At 62.8% G+C, this 16222-nt stretch carries 15 protein-coding genes and 1 pseudogene; 11 read left to right on the top strand and 5 right to left on the bottom strand.

Annotated elements, in window-relative coordinates; genetic code table 11:
• Positions 1-393 (bottom strand): annotated as a pseudogene (locus E5W70_RS24165) (M23 family peptidase); the annotation flags it as partial.
• A gap of 114 nt (positions 394-507) precedes the next feature.
• On the bottom strand, positions 508-975 hold the full coding sequence (locus tag E5W70_RS24160) for a peroxiredoxin (RefSeq protein WP_292663187.1): 468 nt from the start codon (positions 973-975) through the stop codon (positions 508-510).
• 96 nt (positions 976-1071) lie between these two features.
• On the opposite strand from E5W70_RS24160, the gene E5W70_RS24155 reads away from it, so the two are divergent.
• The gene (locus E5W70_RS24155; RefSeq protein WP_292663185.1) at positions 1072-4449 is read left to right on the top strand and encodes a DUF3971 domain-containing protein; all 3378 of its coding nucleotides are present in this window, start codon (positions 1072-1074) and stop codon (positions 4447-4449) included.
• 93 nt (positions 4450-4542) lie between these two features.
• Here E5W70_RS24155 and tyrS read toward each other — a convergent pair whose 3' ends face one another.
• The gene (gene tyrS / locus E5W70_RS24150) at positions 4543-5796 is read right to left on the bottom strand and encodes a tyrosine--tRNA ligase (RefSeq protein WP_292663183.1); all 1254 of its coding nucleotides are present in this window, start codon (positions 5794-5796) and stop codon (positions 4543-4545) included.
• Between tyrS and E5W70_RS24145 the strand changes: the two genes are divergently transcribed.
• The 3 genes from E5W70_RS24145 to E5W70_RS24135 all read left to right on the top strand — a co-directional run bounded on the left by E5W70_RS24145 (position 5783) and on the right by E5W70_RS24135 (position 7193).
• Entirely contained in the window at positions 5783-5980 is a 198-nt protein-coding gene (locus E5W70_RS24145; protein WP_292663181.1) for a hypothetical protein, read from the top strand. The two genes, tyrS and E5W70_RS24145, sit on opposite strands and share 14 nt — an antisense overlap.
• A 159-nt stretch (positions 5981-6139) precedes the next feature.
• Positions 6140-6868: a glycosyltransferase family 2 protein gene (locus E5W70_RS24140; protein ID WP_292663179.1), complete on the top strand. Its 729-nt coding sequence runs from the start codon at positions 6140-6142 to the stop codon at positions 6866-6868.
• Positions 6861-7193, top strand: a complete 333-nt coding sequence (locus tag E5W70_RS24135) for a lipid-A-disaccharide synthase N-terminal domain-containing protein (protein WP_023717355.1) — start codon at positions 6861-6863, stop codon at positions 7191-7193. Before E5W70_RS24140 ends, E5W70_RS24135 begins: the two co-directional genes overlap by 8 nt.
• A 41-nt stretch (positions 7194-7234) precedes the next feature.
• Here E5W70_RS24135 and E5W70_RS24130 read toward each other — a convergent pair whose 3' ends face one another.
• Together E5W70_RS24130 and E5W70_RS24125 are read right to left on the bottom strand one after the other, a co-directional pair.
• Positions 7235-7885: an FMN-binding negative transcriptional regulator gene (locus tag E5W70_RS24130; RefSeq protein WP_292663176.1), complete on the bottom strand. Its 651-nt coding sequence runs from the start codon at positions 7883-7885 to the stop codon at positions 7235-7237.
• Positions 7886-7891: 6 nt separating this feature from the next.
• Entirely contained in the window at positions 7892-8566 is a 675-nt protein-coding gene (locus tag E5W70_RS24125) for an alpha/beta hydrolase (RefSeq protein WP_023674683.1), read from the bottom strand.
• 272 nt (positions 8567-8838) lie between these two features.
• On the opposite strand from E5W70_RS24125, the gene E5W70_RS24120 reads away from it, so the two are divergent.
• From E5W70_RS24120 to sufA, 7 genes are all read left to right on the top strand, one after another.
• Positions 8839-10002 (top strand): cysteine desulfurase family protein, encoded by a 1164-nt coding sequence (locus E5W70_RS24120; protein ID WP_292663174.1) that lies wholly within the window; start codon positions 8839-8841, stop codon positions 10000-10002.
• Positions 10003-10190: 188 nt separating this feature from the next.
• Positions 10191-11708 (top strand): Fe-S cluster assembly protein SufB, encoded by a 1518-nt coding sequence (gene sufB / locus E5W70_RS24115; protein WP_292663172.1) that lies wholly within the window; start codon positions 10191-10193, stop codon positions 11706-11708.
• A 29-nt stretch (positions 11709-11737) separates the two neighbouring features.
• Positions 11738-12493, top strand: coding sequence for a Fe-S cluster assembly ATPase SufC (gene sufC / locus E5W70_RS24110; protein ID WP_292663170.1), 756 nt, complete (start codon positions 11738-11740; stop codon positions 12491-12493).
• A gap of 43 nt (positions 12494-12536) precedes the next feature.
• A complete protein-coding gene (gene sufD, locus E5W70_RS24105) occupies positions 12537-13805 on the top strand; it encodes a Fe-S cluster assembly protein SufD (RefSeq protein WP_292663168.1) in 1269 nt (422 codons plus the stop codon).
• A 108-nt stretch (positions 13806-13913) separates the two neighbouring features.
• Positions 13914-15155, top strand: a complete 1242-nt coding sequence (locus tag E5W70_RS24100; RefSeq protein ID WP_292663166.1) for a cysteine desulfurase — start codon at positions 13914-13916, stop codon at positions 15153-15155.
• Between the two features lie 5 nt (positions 15156-15160).
• Positions 15161-15553: an SUF system Fe-S cluster assembly protein gene (locus E5W70_RS24095; RefSeq protein ID WP_292663164.1), complete on the top strand. Its 393-nt coding sequence runs from the start codon at positions 15161-15163 to the stop codon at positions 15551-15553.
• Positions 15554-15663: 110 nt separating this feature from the next.
• Positions 15664-16044, top strand: coding sequence for a Fe-S cluster assembly scaffold SufA (gene sufA, locus E5W70_RS24090; RefSeq protein ID WP_292663162.1), 381 nt, complete (start codon positions 15664-15666; stop codon positions 16042-16044).
• Positions 16045-16222 lie beyond the last annotated feature (178 nt).

Raw genomic sequence — 16222 nt, 5'->3', positions numbered from 1 at the left:
TCGTTCGAGGATCGGGCCGAGGCGGCCGTGACGCAGGCTGAGCTGGCTCTGCCGTTCCAGCAGCTCGCTGACCTTGGTTTCCATCAGCTGCTGATCGAGAAGCTGCCGGCTGGTGATGCGGTCGACCTGGCTGCGCAGTGCCGAGATGCGGTCTTCGTAGGCCTGCTGCATGCGCGCCTGCCGCGCCGTCGTGGCGCCGATCAGATCGTCGCGCAGCACCAGATAGGAGGTCGCCAGCAGGTAGCCAATGACGATCGCCGCCAGCGCCGAGCCGCAAAATGCAGCCAGCCACGGGCGTATGGTGAAATGCCTTATCTGGTCGCCCCGGGCGATGATGACCGTGTGGGGCTCTTTGCGTCTGCCGAAGACCGCTGACTGACTGGCTACGTTCACGGGACCAAGCTTTCGTTACGACACCAACGACGAGCCTGATTACACATTATTAGGGTTAACAAGTTTTGTCTTCGCGCAAAACGGGTATCGAATTGCGGCGGCCTGCCGCAGCTCTCAAATTGCGCGAACCGCCTCCAGCACGTCTTCGGCGTGCCCCTTGACGCGGACATTGCGCCAGATCCTGGCGATACGTCCGTCCCGGCCAATCAGGAACGTCGCGCGCTCGACGCCCATATAGGTGCGGCCGTAGAGCTTCTTTTCCACCCACAAATGGTAGGCCTCGATCACCTTGCGCTCTTCGTCGGCGACCAGGTCGACGCTCAGATCGTATTTCGCCTTGAATTTGTCGTGTTTCTTGACGCTGTCCGGCGACAGCCCGATGACGGCGGCGCCGGCCTTTTCGAACTCCGGCTTCAACTGCGAAAAACCGATCGCCTCGTTGGTGCAGCTTGTGGTGTCGTCCTGTGGGTAGAAATAGAGTACGATGGGCTTTCCCAGCAGTGCGGCGAGATTGAGTGAACCGCCGCCGTCGCGCGGAAGATCGAATTGCGGCGCAACATCGCCCACGTCGAGGTCAGCCATACCGATGCCCTTGTTTGAGGTTACGCGCCAGGCTGCATCGATATAATGTCGAGCGGGGATTCGTCCACGATCGAATTCGTTTCAACGGAAGATTGCGTGGATCAGGAGCTACCGCAGCACGAGAAGATCAGGTTCAGGCGTGACGAGATCACCGACCTGGGAACCTTTCCGTCCGCATGCCGCGTCCCGCCGCTCGGCCAGGCTTCGATCGGTCGCGGCGTCCGTTTGGTGGCGCGGCTGTTTGCCGGCCTTGTCGCCCTTGTGCTGCTGGCTGCTGCCGGCGTCTATGCGATCGGCGTATCCGGCTTCGGCTCGGAGCGGCTTCGCGTGGAAGCCGAAACGGCAATCGAGAAATTGGCCGGCTTCGATGTCGACGTTGCCGTCGGGCCGGCACGGCTGACGCTTGACGGGTCGAGCTTCATTGCGCTGCAGGTCAGCGACGTCAGCCTCAACACCGCCGACGGAAAACCGATGGCCGATGCCGGCCGGGTCCGCTTCGGCATCCGGCTGATCCCGCTGCTTTCGGGCGAGGTGCGGCTGACCAGTGCCCGGATTTCCGACGCGCACATCGTCATGGCGGCGATGCCGTCCGGCGGCGACTGGACGGCCGGGCTGCGCAATCAGGACGGCCTCATCGATCCGGAAAAACTTTCCGCCGCCGTCTTCGCCAATCTCAACCGCGCGCTCGATGCGGTGCGCGAGGATTCGATGCGCCAGATCGATCTGCGCAATATCGAACTGGCACTGCCCGAGACCGGATCGGTCAAGTCGGTCACCATCGCCGACGCCTCCGTCTCGCAGTCGGGACCGGGAAGCATGGAGTTTTCATCCGACGCGGATGTCGACGGCAGGGCGCTTACCATCGCCGCTTCCGCCACCCGCGATCCGGCGACGCGACGCATCACCACGCTGGACGCCAGTATCCAGGCGGCGGATGCCGACACTGCGGCAGCAGGTGGCAAATTGGGCGCGATCGCCTTGAAGCTGGCGGGGTCGGAAGGGACCGGCGACAACGGCTCGCGGCTAATCGTTGGCCTGTCGCTGACCGGATCGGTGCTCGATCTCGGTTCGCGCGGCCTGCTTCCGGCCGACATCGATCTCGATGCAACGCTCGTCGCCGGATCGAACAAGATCCAGGTCGACAGTTTGCTGGTGAAAACCGGCCGCTCGACCTTCGATTTCGCCGGTTCGATCGGGCCGAAGCCGGTTACAGGCACAGCGGGCGAGGAGCCATCCTATCGTTACGACCTGACCAGCGACGGTTCGACCCTGGCGCCTTCGGATTCGCCGGAGCCGGCACTCGGCTTCATTGCCCGTATCGCCGGCGTCTACCAGCCGACGAGCCAAAAGCTGGTCGCCGAGCAGATCGGCGTCCGGTCCGGACCGGGCAGCGAAGTGCTGGGCACGGCTTCGGTTTCATTCGTCGCCAACCAGGCGCCGGGCATATCGGTCGCGCTCAATGTCCACGACATGCCGGTCTCGCACGTCAAGCAATTATGGCCATGGTTTTCGGCGCGCAATGCCAGGCTGTGGGTGCTTAAGAACCTGTTCGGCGGCCGCGTCGTCGATGGCAGCCTGCAATTCCAGGTCGTACCCGGACGGCTCGGCAACGGCGTGCCGCTTTCCGCCGATGAAGTGTTCGGCCGATTCCAGGTCGAAGGATCGCGTTTCGACACGGCCGGCCGCATTCCGCCGATCCGCGATGCCGTCGGTGTCGTCGGTTTCCACGGCAATGACGTCGACGTAGCACTGTCCTCGGGCAGCGTCTATATGCCGAGCGGCCGCACGGTGGCGGCAAGCAACGGCACGCTCACCGTCAAGGCGGCGAACCATCCGCCGGTGATCGGCGCGCTCGATATCGATGTCGTCGGCGAGGCGCCGGCAATCGCCGAGCTGGCATCCTTTGACCCGATCAACGCCATGCGCCATGTCGGCCTGCTGCCGGACGACCTGTCCGGCACGGTGACCGGCCACGTCAAGGCCGATATTCCGCTGCAGTCCGGCGTCGACTCCTCCAAACTCGATTGGCTGGTGGCGCTCGACTACAAGGATCTGTCGCTGGGCAAGCCTTTCGAGGGCCAGACGGTCAGCCATGCCGACGGCTCGATCACCGTCGCGCCCGACAGGGCGGTGATCTCGGCCAGGGCACTGCTCAACGGCATTCCGGCCGAGCTCGACCTGATTGAGCCGCTCAGGGATGGCGGCCCGCCGCGCAGTCGCAAAGTAGCGCTGGTGCTCGACGACAAGACGCGCGCCACCGCCATGCCTGGCCTGTCGACGCTGCTTTCCGGAACCATCAAGGTGGCGATCGACAAGAGCGGCACCGGCAACCAGAACGTGTCGGCCGACCTGACCAATGCCAGGCTGGACATTCCGTGGGCCGGCTGGAGCAAGGGTCCCGGCATTCCCGCCAAGGTCGTCTTCGCCATGGCGAAGACCGGCGACACCACGACGCTGTCCAATTTCGAACTCGACGGCAAGACCTTCTCCATCGATGGCAGCGCGGTGCTGGTCAACGGCGCCTTGTCCTCGGCCCGGTTCAGCAAGGTCACGTTGAACAGGGGCGACGACGTCGCCGTCTCGGTGAAGCGGTCAGGCAAGGCCTATGCGGTCGAGGTTAGCGGCAGCGCGCTGGACGCACGCTCGCTGATCAAGCAATTCACGTCCGATGTCGATACCGCCACCAAGACCACCGGCGTCGATGCGATCTCGGTCAGCGCCGACGTCAGCTCCCTGACCGGCTTTCACGACGAGGTGCTGTCCAGTCTGAAGCTCGACTATAGCGCCGCCGGCTCCCGGGTGAACGGGCTCAAGGTGAGCGCCACGGCAAGTTCGGGAGCCGCGATCACCGTCAGCAACACGACCGGCGGCGGCCTGCGCACGCTCAACATGAAGTCGGCCGACGCCGGCGCCATACTGCGCTTCCTCAACATCTACGAGCATATGGAAGGCGGCTCGATCACGCTGGCGCTCAGTGGGGCCGGCGACGGTCCGATGAAAGGCCAGGTCGACGCCAAGGACTTCTTTATCGTCAACGAGCCGAAGCTCGCCTCGATCGTATCGACGACGCCGGCCGGCGACAGCCGAAGCCTCAACGAGGCGGTCAAAGGCAATCTCGACACGTCGAGGGTGAAGTTCGAGCGCGGCTTCAGCGAGATCGACAAAGGCAGCGGCTATCTCAAGCTGCGCAACGGCGTGCTGCGCGGCTCGCGTATCGGCACCACCTTCCAGGGCACGCTCTACGACCAGAATAACAACATGGACATGACCGGCACGTTCATGCCGGCCTACGGCGTAAACCGCATTTTCGGCGAACTGCCGCTGATCGGCGCGCTGCTCGGCAACGGCCGCGATCGCGGCCTGATCGGCGTCACCTACAGGCTCAGGGGCAACGCCAACAAGCCAATCCTCGACGTCAATCCGCTATCGGTAATCGCGCCCGGGATATTCCGGTCGATCTTCGAGTATCGCTGAGGCGGGCGGGGGCTTGGCATAGAGCCGCTCAGCAGTGTTCCTCTGCGCCCCCCTCCGTCCTACCGGCATCGAGGGGCTCTAAACCTCAGACGCTCAAACCGGCCGCACCAGAACGTGCTTCTTCTTGCCGAGCGACAGTTTTGCGACGTTTTCCGGGCCAAGATCCTGCAGCGTCACCATCCGTCGGTCGTCTGACACCGGCTGGTCGTTGAGGCGCACGGCGCCGCCCTGGATATGCCGCCGTGCCTCGCCGTTGGACCCAGCCAGCCCAGCGGTGACGAACAGCGACAATATGCCGACGCCGGCTTCAAGATCGGCCCTGCCCACCTCGACGGTTGGCAGTGTTTCGGCGAGCGCCCCTTCTTCGAACGTCTTACGCGCCGTTTCGCTGGCCTCCTCCGCCGCCTCGCGGCCATGCAGCATGGCGGTGATTTCGGTGGCGAGAATCTTCTTGGCTTCGTTGATCTCCGAGCCGCCGAGCCGTTCGAGGCGCGCGACCTCGGCGAGCGGCAGGGTCGTGTAGAGCTTCAGGAAGCGGCCGACATCGGCATCTTCGGTGTTGCGCCAATATTGCCAGAACTCGTAGGGGCTCAACATCTCCGCATCGAGCCAGACCGCGCCCGAGGCCGACTTGCCCATCTTGGCGCCGGAGGAGGTGGTGAGCAGCGGCGTCGTTAGCGCATAGAGCTGCGCGCCTTCCATGCGATGGCCGAGATCGATGCCGTTGACGATGTTGCCCCACTGGTCGGAGCCACCCATCTGCAGCCGGCAGCCGAGGCGCTTGTAGAGCTCGACGAAGTCGTAGGCCTGCAGGATCATGTAGTTGAACTCGAGGAACGACAACGACTGCTCGCGATCCAGCCGGAGCTTCACCGAATCGAAGGCCAGCATGCGGTTGACCGAAAAATGCCGGCCGACATCGCGCAGGAAATTGACGTAGTTGATGTCCATCAGCCAGTCGGCATTGTTGATCATGACGGCGTCGTTGGGGCCGCTGCCAAATTTGAGGTAGGGCGTGAAGTTGCGGCGGATGCCGGCGAGATTGTCGTCGATGTCCTGCGGCGTCAAAAGCTTGCGCGCCTCGTCCTTGAACGACGGATCGCCGATCATCGAGGTGCCGCCGCCCATCACCGCGATCGGCCGGTGGCCGGTCTGCTGCAGCCAGTAAAGCATCATGATCTGGATCAGCGACCCGGCATGCAGGCTCCTCGCGGTGGCGTCGAAGCCGATATAGGCGCTCACCGTTTCCGTGGCGAAAAGCTGGTCGAGGCCGGCATCGTCCGAGGTCTGGTGGATGAAACCGCGCTCGCTCATGGTGCGCAGGAAATCGGATTTGAAGGCGGACATTTTCTTTCCCGAAAAGCTTCCGGCCGAACGCGGCTCGGCTATGCATGAAGGCGGGCGTTTAGCACTCAAGCGCGATCAGCAAAAGTGGAATCCGGTTTTGGCGCGCCCTCTTCCCTTCTCCCACAACAAGGGGAGAAGCGAGAGCCGCACGTCGCGAGACAACCAGCTCTCCCTGGAACGGTAACGTGAGAGGCAATCCAAACCTGAAGCGATTGCCCTTCGCTTCCGGCGCGGCCTGCTTGCGTCATTGTTTCGGCTGGCGTAATGAGGCGCCGCGCCAGCGGGACTCTTCCTCTGGACCGCGCGGCATCGATCGAATGCCATATCCTGTGACAGAGTCGAGATGCCGGAGATATCCATCGTCATTCCTTGCCGGAACGAGGCGGCGAACCTGCCGCTTCTGCTCGACGAGATCGGCATTGCCATGGCCGGGCGGGACTTCGAAGTCATTGTCGTCGACGATGGCTCGACAGACGATACGCCTTCGGTGCTTGCCGCAGAAGCAGCGCTTCGCCGGTTTCCGCTGCGCCATCTCAGGCATGAAAAATCCGCCGGACAGTCGCTCTCGGTGCGATCGGGCGCCTGGGCGGCGCGCGGCGATATCGTCGCCACCGTCGATGGCGACGGCCAGAACGATCCCGGCTATCTTCCAGTGTTGATCGACGCGCTCCGGCAGGCTGGTCCCGAAGTCGGGGCCGCGCAGGGACAGCGTCTGAAGCGCCGAGACAGCAAGATCAAGCAGCTGGCATCGCGGTTCGCCAATGGGCTGAGAAAAGCCATCCTGCACGACGAGACGCGGGATACCGGCTGCGGCCTCAAGGCGATCCACACCGATATTTTGAGGAAATTGCCGTTCTTCGACGGCACCCACCGCTTTGTTCCAGCACTGGTCATCCAGGAGGGCTACCGCGTCGTCCATTGCGACGTCGTCGATCGCTCCCGCCGTCACGGCAAATCGAATTACGGCATCTTCGATCGCGGCCTGCAGGGCGTGCTCGATCTTGCCGGCGTCTGGTGGCTGCGCCGCAGGCGCCGCAGAATGCCCAAAGTAGAGGAAATCAGGCATGGGTAACGTGCTTCAGGAATTGGCGACCTGGCTTCACGATGTTTTCGTCAAGCAATTCGATGCCTGGGTTCTGCTCGGCTTCGTCGCCCAGTTCTTCTTCACCATGCGTTTTCTGGTGCAGTGGGTGGCGTCGGAAAAGGCCAAGCGCAGCGTCGTGCCGATCGCGTTCTGGTTCTTTTCGCTGTTCGGCGGCGGCCTGCTGCTGGTCTACGCCATCCAGCGTCAGGATCCGGTGTTCATCGCCGGTCAGGCCATGGGCCTGTTGATCTATATCCGCAATCTCTGGCTGATCGCCAACGAGCGCAAGGCGGCGATGACCAAGGTCGATTGAGCCCGCGACCGCCCTGGAACCGGTCGAGCAAGCAATCCAGATTACTTGCCGTCCAGCCCGCCGTAGGACCTTACCAGCTGGACCATGTCGGCCGAGTTGGCAGTCTCGCTCTCGAGCCCCTCGGCGACACCGACGCGGTCGGCAGCCGGGCGGTTCTGGCTGACTTTCCATTTGCCGCTGATTTCGGTGATGGCGATCTCCAGGCCGACAATGCCCTTGATCTGCGACTGAATGAAGGGCGCCGGCGCGTCGGTCACCGCCCATGGCGCCGAGCGGCTGCCCTCCTGCGACATCGTCAGATCGGAAATCTGCTTGGACAGCCAATCCTGGTCTTCGATCACCGTGACGATGCCGCGCACCTGGACGATGGCGTAGTTCCAGGTCGGTACCACCTTGCCGGTTTCACGCTTGGTCTCATACCACGACGGCGTCACATAGGCATCGGCGCCCTGGAAGACGACCAGCACCGGCGCCAGGGGATTGTCGGCCAAAAGCCGCCATTGCGGATTGGCCTTGGCCAAATGGGCGCGCAGCCTGCCGTTCGGCGGCACATCCGCGTCTAGAAGGAAGGGAATTGCGTTGGCAACCGGCCCCTCGGCGCCGTTCGACACCAGCAGGCCAAGCGGATGCGCACGGATCAGCCCGTGCAGGACGTCCTGCCGTGTTTCCTGGAAGTGAGGCGGTTGGTACATCGCCGACTATCTCAGCCGTTTCGGCCGTGGATCGGACAGTTCCCCGGCCAGCCGGCGATCGAGATAGTCCGCGCATTCCTCGATCAGAAGCTCGGCATGGTTGGCAAAGAAATGGTTGGCGCCGGGCAAGGTCTTCTGGGTGATGGTAATGCCCTTTTGCGTGTGCAGCTTGTCGACCAGGCCCTGCACGTCCTTGGGCGGCGCGACCTTGTCGGCATCGCCATGGATGATCAGGCCGGACGACGGGCATGGCGCCAGGAACGAGAAATCATAGGTATTGGGCTGGGGCGCGACCGAGATAAAGCCCTCGATCTCCGGCCGGCGCATCAGAAGCTGCATGCCGATCCACGAGCCGAACGAATAGCCGGCAACCCAGCAACTCTTGGAATCCGGATGCAGCGACTGCACCCAGTCGAGCGCCGCGGCGGCGTCGGACAACTCGCCGGTGCCGTGGTCGAACTCGCCCTGGCTGCGGCCGATGCCGCGGAAATTGAAGCGCAGCGTGGTGAAATTGCGCTTCTGGAACATGTAGAAGAGGTCGTAGACGATCTTGTTGTTCATCGTCCCGCCGAACTGGGGGTGCGGGTGCAGGACGATGGCAATCGGCGCGCTCTTTTCCTTCGAGGGCTGATAGCGACCCTCCAGACGGCCGGCGGGACCGGTGAAAATGACCTCAGGCATGAAATACTCCACTTGGTATAAATTGCGCGGCGCCCGGAACAACTCTTCCTCTGGCCCCAGTCTTCCCTAGGCCCCAGTCTTTCCTAGGCCTTGACGCAGGGCGAGCGTCTTTCTAGAAGCTAGTTTAGAATTGTTCAAAACTGGGCGGCCAAAAGCTGTGGCTCGGCCACCCGCGCCGCAAGCCGCGTAAATAGGACGTCTTGCCTTGCAATTTCAAGGAAATAACGCGCTATCTTCGCGGAACGGCTTTTGAAGGGACCTGTTGGACGGAAATGGCCGGAGCACGCGCCTATCTCGACTACAACGCCAGCGTGCCGCTGCTTGCCTCGGCGCGCGCGGCCGTGGTCGCTGCGCTCGACATCGCCGCCAACCCGTCCTCGGTCCATGCCGAGGGCCGCGCGGCGCGGCGGCTGATCGAAGACGCCAGGCGCGACGTGGCGCGACTGGTCAGCGCCAAGGCCGAGCATGTCGTATTCACCTCCGGCGCGACGGAAGCGGCCTCGACGCTGCTGACGCCGGACTGGCAGATGGGGCGCGGCGCCGTCCGCATGAGCCGGCTTTACGTGTCCGAGGCTGACCATCCCTGCCTACTGAATGGCGGGCGCTTCCCCGCGGGGCAGGTAACGCGGATCGGCGTCGATGCCGACGGCATCATCAGGCTCGACACCTTGGCGTCAGCAGTTAGTGCGCATGACAAGGCTGACGGTTTGCCGCTGGTGACCATCCACGCCGCCAACAACGAGACCGGCGTGATCCAGCCGATTGGCCGCATTGCCGAAATCGTCAAGGCGGCGGGTGGCATCCTGGTTGTCGATGCGGTGCAGGCGGCCGGCCGCATTCCGCTCGATATGTCAGCGGGTTACGCAGATTATCTGATTATCTCCTCGCACAAGATCGGCGGCCCCAAGGGCGTCGGCGCCATTGTCGCGGGGTCGGACCTGATGATGCCAAAGCCGCTGGTCAGCGGCGGCGGCCAGGAAAAGGGCCACCGCGGCGGCACCGAAAACCTGGCGGCGATTGCCGGGTTTGGCGCGGCGGCGCGCGAGGCGCTCGCCGGGTTGCAAACGATCGATGCGGTGCGGCAGCGCCGCGACGAAGTCGAGGCGATCGTGAAAACGCAGGTGCCAGACGCCGAAATCTTCGGGACCGGCGCTCCGAGGCTTGCCAACACCACGTTCTTCGCTATTCCCGGCATCAAGGCCGAGACAGCGCAGATCGCTTTCGACCTGGCCGGTGTGGCGCTGTCGGCCGGATCGGCCTGTTCGTCGGGCAAAGTCGGGCCGAGTCACGTGCTGAAAGCCATGGGTTACGGTGACCGTCTTGGCGCGTTGCGCGTGTCCATCGGTCACGCGACCAGCGCTGAAGATATCGAGCTGTTTCGTTCGGCGCTGGCGACAATCGCCGCGCGGCGGGCAAACAGGGAAAAGGCCGCCTGAGCGCGGCAACGGAAAATTTGGGCCTTGCGGCCTGGTAGAGCCGTGCGTTCGAATTTGGCCGGGTGAATTTCCGGCATGAACGCACTATATGAAACTTACGCCGCCTCGGGTGCCTGACGGGCTCTCATTCGCGGTGCCATAGTTTGAAAACTGCCGGGCCTTGACCCCGGCGTGGATGGAGAACGCTGATGCCTGCTGTGCAGGAGACGATCGATCGGGTCCGAAAGATCGACGTCGACCAGTATAAATACGGATTCCAGACCGAAATCGCGATGGACAAGGCCCCAAAGGGCCTGAGCGAAGACATTATCCGCTTCATTTCGGCGAAGAAGGACGAGCCGTCCTGGATGCTGGAATGGCGTCTGGAAGCCTATCGCCGCTGGGTGACGCTGGACGAGCCGAAGTGGGCACGCGTCCATTATCCGAAGATCGATTTCCAGGACCTCTACTACTATGCGGCGCCCAAGAGCACGCCGGGACCGACCTCGCTGAGCGACGTCGATCCCGAACTGCTGAAGGTCTACGAAAAGCTCGGCATTCCGCTCAGGGAACAGGAAATCCTCGCCGGCGTGCAGAAGACCGATGCCTCGGAGCTCGAGGAAGCCAGCGACAACGTATACAAGTCGGGCCGCGTCGCGGTCGACGCGGTGTTCGATTCGGTCTCCGTCGTCACCACCTTCAAGAAGGAGCTGGCGCAGGCCGGCGTCATCTTCTGCTCGATCTCGGAAGCGATCCGCGAGCATCCGGAGCTGGTGAAGAAATATCTCGGCTCGGTCGTGCCGACCTCCGACAATTTCTACGCAACGCTGAATTCGGCCGTGTTCACCGACGGCTCCTTCGTCTTCGTGCCCAAGGGCGTGCGCTGCCCGATGGAACTGTCGACCTATTTCCGCATGAACGAGAAGAACACCGGCCAGTTCGAGCGCACGTTGATCATCGCCGAGGAGGGGGCTTACGTCTCCTATCTCGAAGGCTGCACGGCGCCGCAGCGCGACGAGAACCAGCTTCATGCCGCGGTGGTCGAGCTGATCGCGCTCGACGATGCCGAGATCAAATATTCGACGGTGCAGAACTGGTATCCCGGCGACGCCGAAGGCAAGGGCGGCATCTATAATTTCGTCACCAAGCGCGGCGACTGCCGTGGCCATCGTTCGAAGATTTCGTGGACGCAGGTCGAGACCGGCTCCGCCATCACCTGGAAATATCCGAGCTGCATCCTGCGCGGCGACGATTCCAGCGGCGAGTTCTATTCGATCGCCGTCTCGAACGGCTACCAGCAGGTCGATAGCGGCACCAAGATGATCCATCTCGGCAGGAACACATCGAGCCGCATCATCTCCAAGGGCATTGCCGCCGGCTTCTCGCAGAACACCTATCGCGGCCAGGTCTCGGCACACCGCAAGGCGACCAACGCCCGCAACTTCACCAACTGCGACTCCCTGCTGATCGGCGATCAGTGCGGCGCACACACTGTGCCCTACATGGAAGCCAAGAATTCGACGGCGCAGTTCGAGCACGAGGCCACCACCTCGAAGATTTCCGAGGACCAGAAATTCTACGTCATGCAGCGCGGCATCCCCGAAGAAGAGGCGATCGCGCTGATCGTCAACGGCTTCGTCAAGGACGTCATCCAGCAACTGCCGATGGAGTTCGCGGTCGAAGCGCAGAAGCTGATCGGGATTAGCCTCGAGGGCTCGGTCGGCTGACCGGATAAAGAATTTTCAGGAAAGAAAAAATGCTTGAGATCAAAAACCTCCATGCCCGTATCGTTGATGACGGCACCGAGATCATTCGCGGCCTGAACCTGACGGTCAGGGCCGGTGAGGTCGCCGCCATCATGGGTCCGAACGGCTCGGGAAAATCGACGCTGTCCTATATCCTCGCCGGCCGCGAGGACTATGAGGTCACTGAGGGCGACATCCTCTACAACGGCCAGTCGATCCTCGAAATGGATCCGGCCGAGCGCGCAACCGCCGGCATTTTCCTCGCGTTCCAGTATCCGATGGAGATACCGGGCGTGGCGACGATGGAATTCCTGAAAGTGGCGATGAACGAGCAGCGCAAGGCGCGCGGCCAGGAACCGCTAAAAATCCCGGAATTCCTGAAGCGCGTGAAGGAAGCGGCGGCCTCGCTCAACATGGACATGACGATGCTGAAACGGCCGCTCAATGTCGGCTTTTCCGGCGGCGAGAAGAAGCGCGCCGAGATCCTGCAGATGAAGCTGCTCGAGCCGAAACTGTGCGTGCTCGACGAGACCGATTCCGGCCTCGACATCGACGCGCTGAAGATCGTCGCGGACGGCGTCAACACGCTGCGCTCGCCGGACCGGGCCATCGTCGTCATCACCCACTACCAGCGCCTGCTCCAATACATCGTGCCTGATACGGTGCACGTGCTCTACAGGGGTCAGGTGATCAAGTCGGGCGACAAGTCGCTGGCGCTCGACCTCGAGGCCAATGGCTATGCCGGCGTGATCGGGCAAGCCGCGTGAGATGCCAGCAGGCCCGGAAGGCAAGCCAAACAAGGCGATACTGATGAATATGCACGCGACACCCCAGCGAACATTGGCCGAAACGGCGCTGATCGACGCCTTCGGCGAGCGGCTGTCGCTGCTGCCCGGCGACGGCGCGGTGATGCTGAAACGCGACGACGCCATCGAGGCGATCAAGAGCGGCCTGCCGACGCGGCGCATTGAATCCTGGCATTATACGGACCTGCGCCGGCTGCTGACCTCGGTGCCGGACTTCGATCCGGCAGCGGTCGCGAAAGCCATTGCGCCGATCGTCGAAGGCTCCAGCGTTTTGCCGGTGCTGAACGGCGTTTCGAGCGCGAAATGGGCTGCTGTCGAGGGCGTCACGGTACAGCGCCTATCGGAGAAGCTGACCGACGGCAGCATCGCCCCGGGGCTGGATTCCTATGGCAGCGACGATGCCATCGGCGCGCTGAACACTGCCTTTGTCGCCGACGGCTATTTCATCGATATCGCTGACGGTGCCCAACTGGATAAGCCGCTCGAATTGCAGAATTTGCAGGCCGGTGGACAGACGCATGTACGGCTGGCCATCCGTGTCGGTGCCGGCGCCAACGCTGTCATCGTCGAACGCCAGGCAGGCGAGGGGGCGGCACTGGTCAGCTCGGTCAGCCAGCTGCTGCTTGGCGAAGGCGCCGAAGTGACATGGCTGGTCGTGCAGGAGCAGCCGGATACGGCGACGCATCTCGCCCAGTTCAAGGCGCATCTCGGCAAGAATTCGAAACTGACGCTGTTCGTCATGAATGCCGGCGGCAAGCTGGTGCGCCAGGAGGTCGTTGTGAAGACGACCGGCGAGGGCGCCGACTTCACGTTGCGCGGCATCAATCTGCTCGCCGGCGACACCCATACGGACGTCACCATGGTGCTCGACCACGCGGTGCCGCATACCGCCTCGACCGAAGTCATCCGCAACGTGGTGACCGGCAGAGCGCGCGGCGTCTTCCAGGGCCGCATCAACGTCCACCAATATGCGCAGAAGACCAACGCCAAGATGGCCTGCAATACGCTGCTTCTGTCGGACGACGGCGAGTTCTCAACCAAGCCGGAGCTCGAAATCTTTGCCGACGACGTCGTCTGCGGCCATGGCGCGACCGTTACCGAGATCGACCACAGCCATTTGTTCTACCTGATGGCGCGCGGCATCGACGAGAAGACCGCGCGCGGCTTGCTGGTCAAGGCCTTCGTCGCCGAAGTGATCGAGGAACTGGACGACGAGGCCATCGTCGAGGCGCTGGAGGCGAGGCTCGACAACTGGTTCGTGGCGCACGGGTAGAGCGCTTCTTCCTTCTCCCCTTTTGTGGGAGAAGGTGGATCGGCGCGCAGCGCCGAGACGGATTAGGGGTGCTGGACGGAATGAGGCGGTGCCTCGAGAGAGCTTGTAATGGACCAGAAAGTCGAAAACATCCCCTACGACGTCGAGGCGATCCGTCGCGATTTCCCGATCCTGTCGCGGCAAGTCTACGGCAAACCGCTGGTCTATCTCGACAATGGCGCCTCGGCGCAGAAGCCGCAGGCCGTGCTCGACGCTATCCAGCACGCCTATTCCCAGGAATATGCCAACGTCCATCGCGGCCTGCATTTCCTGTCGAATGCCGCGACCGACGCTTATGAGAAGGCTCGCGAGACGGTGCGCCGTTTCCTCAACGCGCCAAGCACCGACAACATCGTCTTCACCTCGAACACCACGGCGGCGATCAACACGGTCGCCTATGGCTTCGGCATGCCCAATATCGGCGAAGGCGACGAGATCGTGCTGTCGATCATGGAGCATCATTCCAACATTGTGCCGTGGCATTTCATCCGCGAGCGGCAGGGCGCCAAGCTGGTCTGGGTGCCGGTCGATGATCTCGGCGTTTTCCACATCGAGGAATTCGAAAAGCGGCTGACAGACCGGACAAAGCTGGTTGCCATCACCCATATGTCGAATGCGCTGGGCACGGTGACGCCGATCAAGGAGATCGTGCGCATCGCGCACGCCCGCGGCATTCCGGTGCTGGTCGACGGCAGCCAGAGCGCCGTGCATATGCCGATCGACGTGCAGGATCTCGACTGCGATTTCTTCGTCTTCACCGGCCACAAGGTCTATGGCCCGTCGGGCATCGGCGTGCTCTACGGCAAGAAGGATATGCTGGAGCGGATGCGCCCGTTCATGGGCGGCGGCGAGATGATCGAGGAGGTGACGCAAGACATCGTCACCTACAACGATCCGCCGCACCGTTTCGAGGCCGGCACGCCGCCGATCGTGCAGGCGATCGGGCTTGGTGCTGCGCTGGAATACATGGAAAAGATCGGCCGCGAGCGCATCGCCGCGCATGAGGCCGATCTGAAGGATTATGCGCATCAAAAACTGCGCGCCATCAATTCGCTGCGCATCTTCGGCGATGCGCCGGGCAAGGGCGCCATCATCTCGTTCGAGCTGCAGGGCATCCACGCGCATGATGTGTCGATGGTCATCGACCGGCAGGGCGTGGCGGTCCGCGCCGGCACGCATTGCGCCCAGCCGCTGTTGAAACGCTTCGGCGTAACATCCACATGCAGGGCGTCGTTCGGCATGTATAATACCAGGGCCGAAGTCGATGCTTTGGCCGATGCGCTGGAAAAGGCGCGAAAGTTCTTCGGGTGACGATCATGGATGATGCCAGCCACACCGCCGAGACCGCTTCGGAAACGACGACCAATGCGGCGGTTTCCGGATCAACGATTCCCGCCGACGAACTGGCGCGGCTGACCGACGACATCGTCTCGGCGCTGAAGACGGTCTATGACCCCGAAATCCCGGCCGACATCTACGAACTCGGCCTCGTCTACAAGATCGACATCGAGGACGACCGCTCGGTCAAGATCGACATGACGCTGACCGCGCCGGGCTGCCCGGTGGCCGGCGAAATGCCGGGCTGGGTCGAAAACGCCGTCGGCGCCGTCGAAGGCGTTTCCGGCGTCGAGGTCAACATGACCTTCGATCCGCCCTGGTCGCCCGACCGCATGTCGGAAGAGGCGCAGGTCGCGGTTGGGTGGTACTAGCATCCGACCAGCCAGAGGCTGGCGCACTTGCGCCGGGTACAAAACTTCACCATTTTAGGTGAGGAATCATTCGGCAGGCCTTGAGCCTGCGCGCAATGGAGAAGGAAAAAATGGGACGCTTCGCCGTCATCACGATGACCGAAAAGGCCGCCGACCGGGTGCGCGAGATCGTTGCGACCCGTGAGAATGCGCATGGCATTCGCCTTGGCATCAGGAAGGGCGGCTGCGCCGGCATGGAATATACGGTCGATCTGGTGACCGAACCCAACACCAAGGACGACCATATCGAGCGCGATGGCGCCCACGTCTATGTCGCGCCCGAGGCAGCGCTTTTCCTGTTCGGCACCGAGATGGATTTCGAGCAGACGACGTTGCGCACCGGCTTCACCTTCAAGAACCCGAACCAGAGCTCGGCCTGCGGCTGCGGCGAATCGGTCGAGCTGAACCCGGCCGATCTGAAGGCACTGGCCGAAGCGCGCGCTTCGGCCTGAGGCTTTTCCTTCTCCCCGTTCACGGGGAGAAGGTGGCCCGAAGGGCCCGATGAGGGGCAGAACCAGCCTCCGCGATGTTTGCGCCGCCCCCCATCTGCCTGCCGGCATCTTCTCCCTGTAAACGGCAGGGGAATCGCATATGGCGATTTTGGGGTTGAGTTTAGGCTGAGAAAGGATT

The sequence above is a fragment of the Mesorhizobium sp. genome (assembly GCF_005063415.1).
Lineage (GTDB): Bacteria > Pseudomonadota > Alphaproteobacteria > Rhizobiales > Rhizobiaceae > Mesorhizobium.
This window is presented reverse-complemented; position numbering and strand designations above follow the sequence as displayed.

Bases quoted from the DNA above. Each gene is read 5' to 3' on its own strand.
- E5W70_RS24160 (WP_292663187.1), bottom strand. From the start codon at position 975: ATGGCTGACCTCGACGTGGGCGATGTTGCGCCGCAATTCGATCTTCCG.
- tyrS (WP_292663183.1), bottom strand. From the start codon at position 5,796: ATGTCCGCCTTCAAATCCGATTTCCTGCGCACCATGAGCGAGCGCGGT.
- E5W70_RS24140 (WP_292663179.1), top strand. From the start codon at position 6,140: ATGCCGGAGATATCCATCGTCATTCCTTGCCGGAACGAGGCGGCGAAC.
- E5W70_RS24135 (WP_023717355.1), top strand. From the start codon at position 6,861: ATGGGTAACGTGCTTCAGGAATTGGCGACCTGGCTTCACGATGTTTTC.
- E5W70_RS24130 (WP_292663176.1), bottom strand. From the start codon at position 7,885: ATGTACCAACCGCCTCACTTCCAGGAAACACGGCAGGACGTCCTGCAC.
- E5W70_RS24125 (WP_023674683.1), bottom strand. From the start codon at position 8,566: ATGCCTGAGGTCATTTTCACCGGTCCCGCCGGCCGTCTGGAGGGTCGC.
- E5W70_RS24120 (WP_292663174.1), top strand. From the start codon at position 8,839: ATGGCCGGAGCACGCGCCTATCTCGACTACAACGCCAGCGTGCCGCTG.
- sufB (WP_292663172.1), top strand. From the start codon at position 10,191: ATGCCTGCTGTGCAGGAGACGATCGATCGGGTCCGAAAGATCGACGTC.
- sufC (WP_292663170.1), top strand. From the start codon at position 11,738: ATGCTTGAGATCAAAAACCTCCATGCCCGTATCGTTGATGACGGCACC.
- sufD (WP_292663168.1), top strand. From the start codon at position 12,537: ATGAATATGCACGCGACACCCCAGCGAACATTGGCCGAAACGGCGCTG.
- E5W70_RS24100 (WP_292663166.1), top strand. From the start codon at position 13,914: ATGGACCAGAAAGTCGAAAACATCCCCTACGACGTCGAGGCGATCCGT.
- E5W70_RS24095 (WP_292663164.1), top strand. From the start codon at position 15,161: ATGGATGATGCCAGCCACACCGCCGAGACCGCTTCGGAAACGACGACC.
- sufA (WP_292663162.1), top strand. From the start codon at position 15,664: ATGGGACGCTTCGCCGTCATCACGATGACCGAAAAGGCCGCCGACCGG.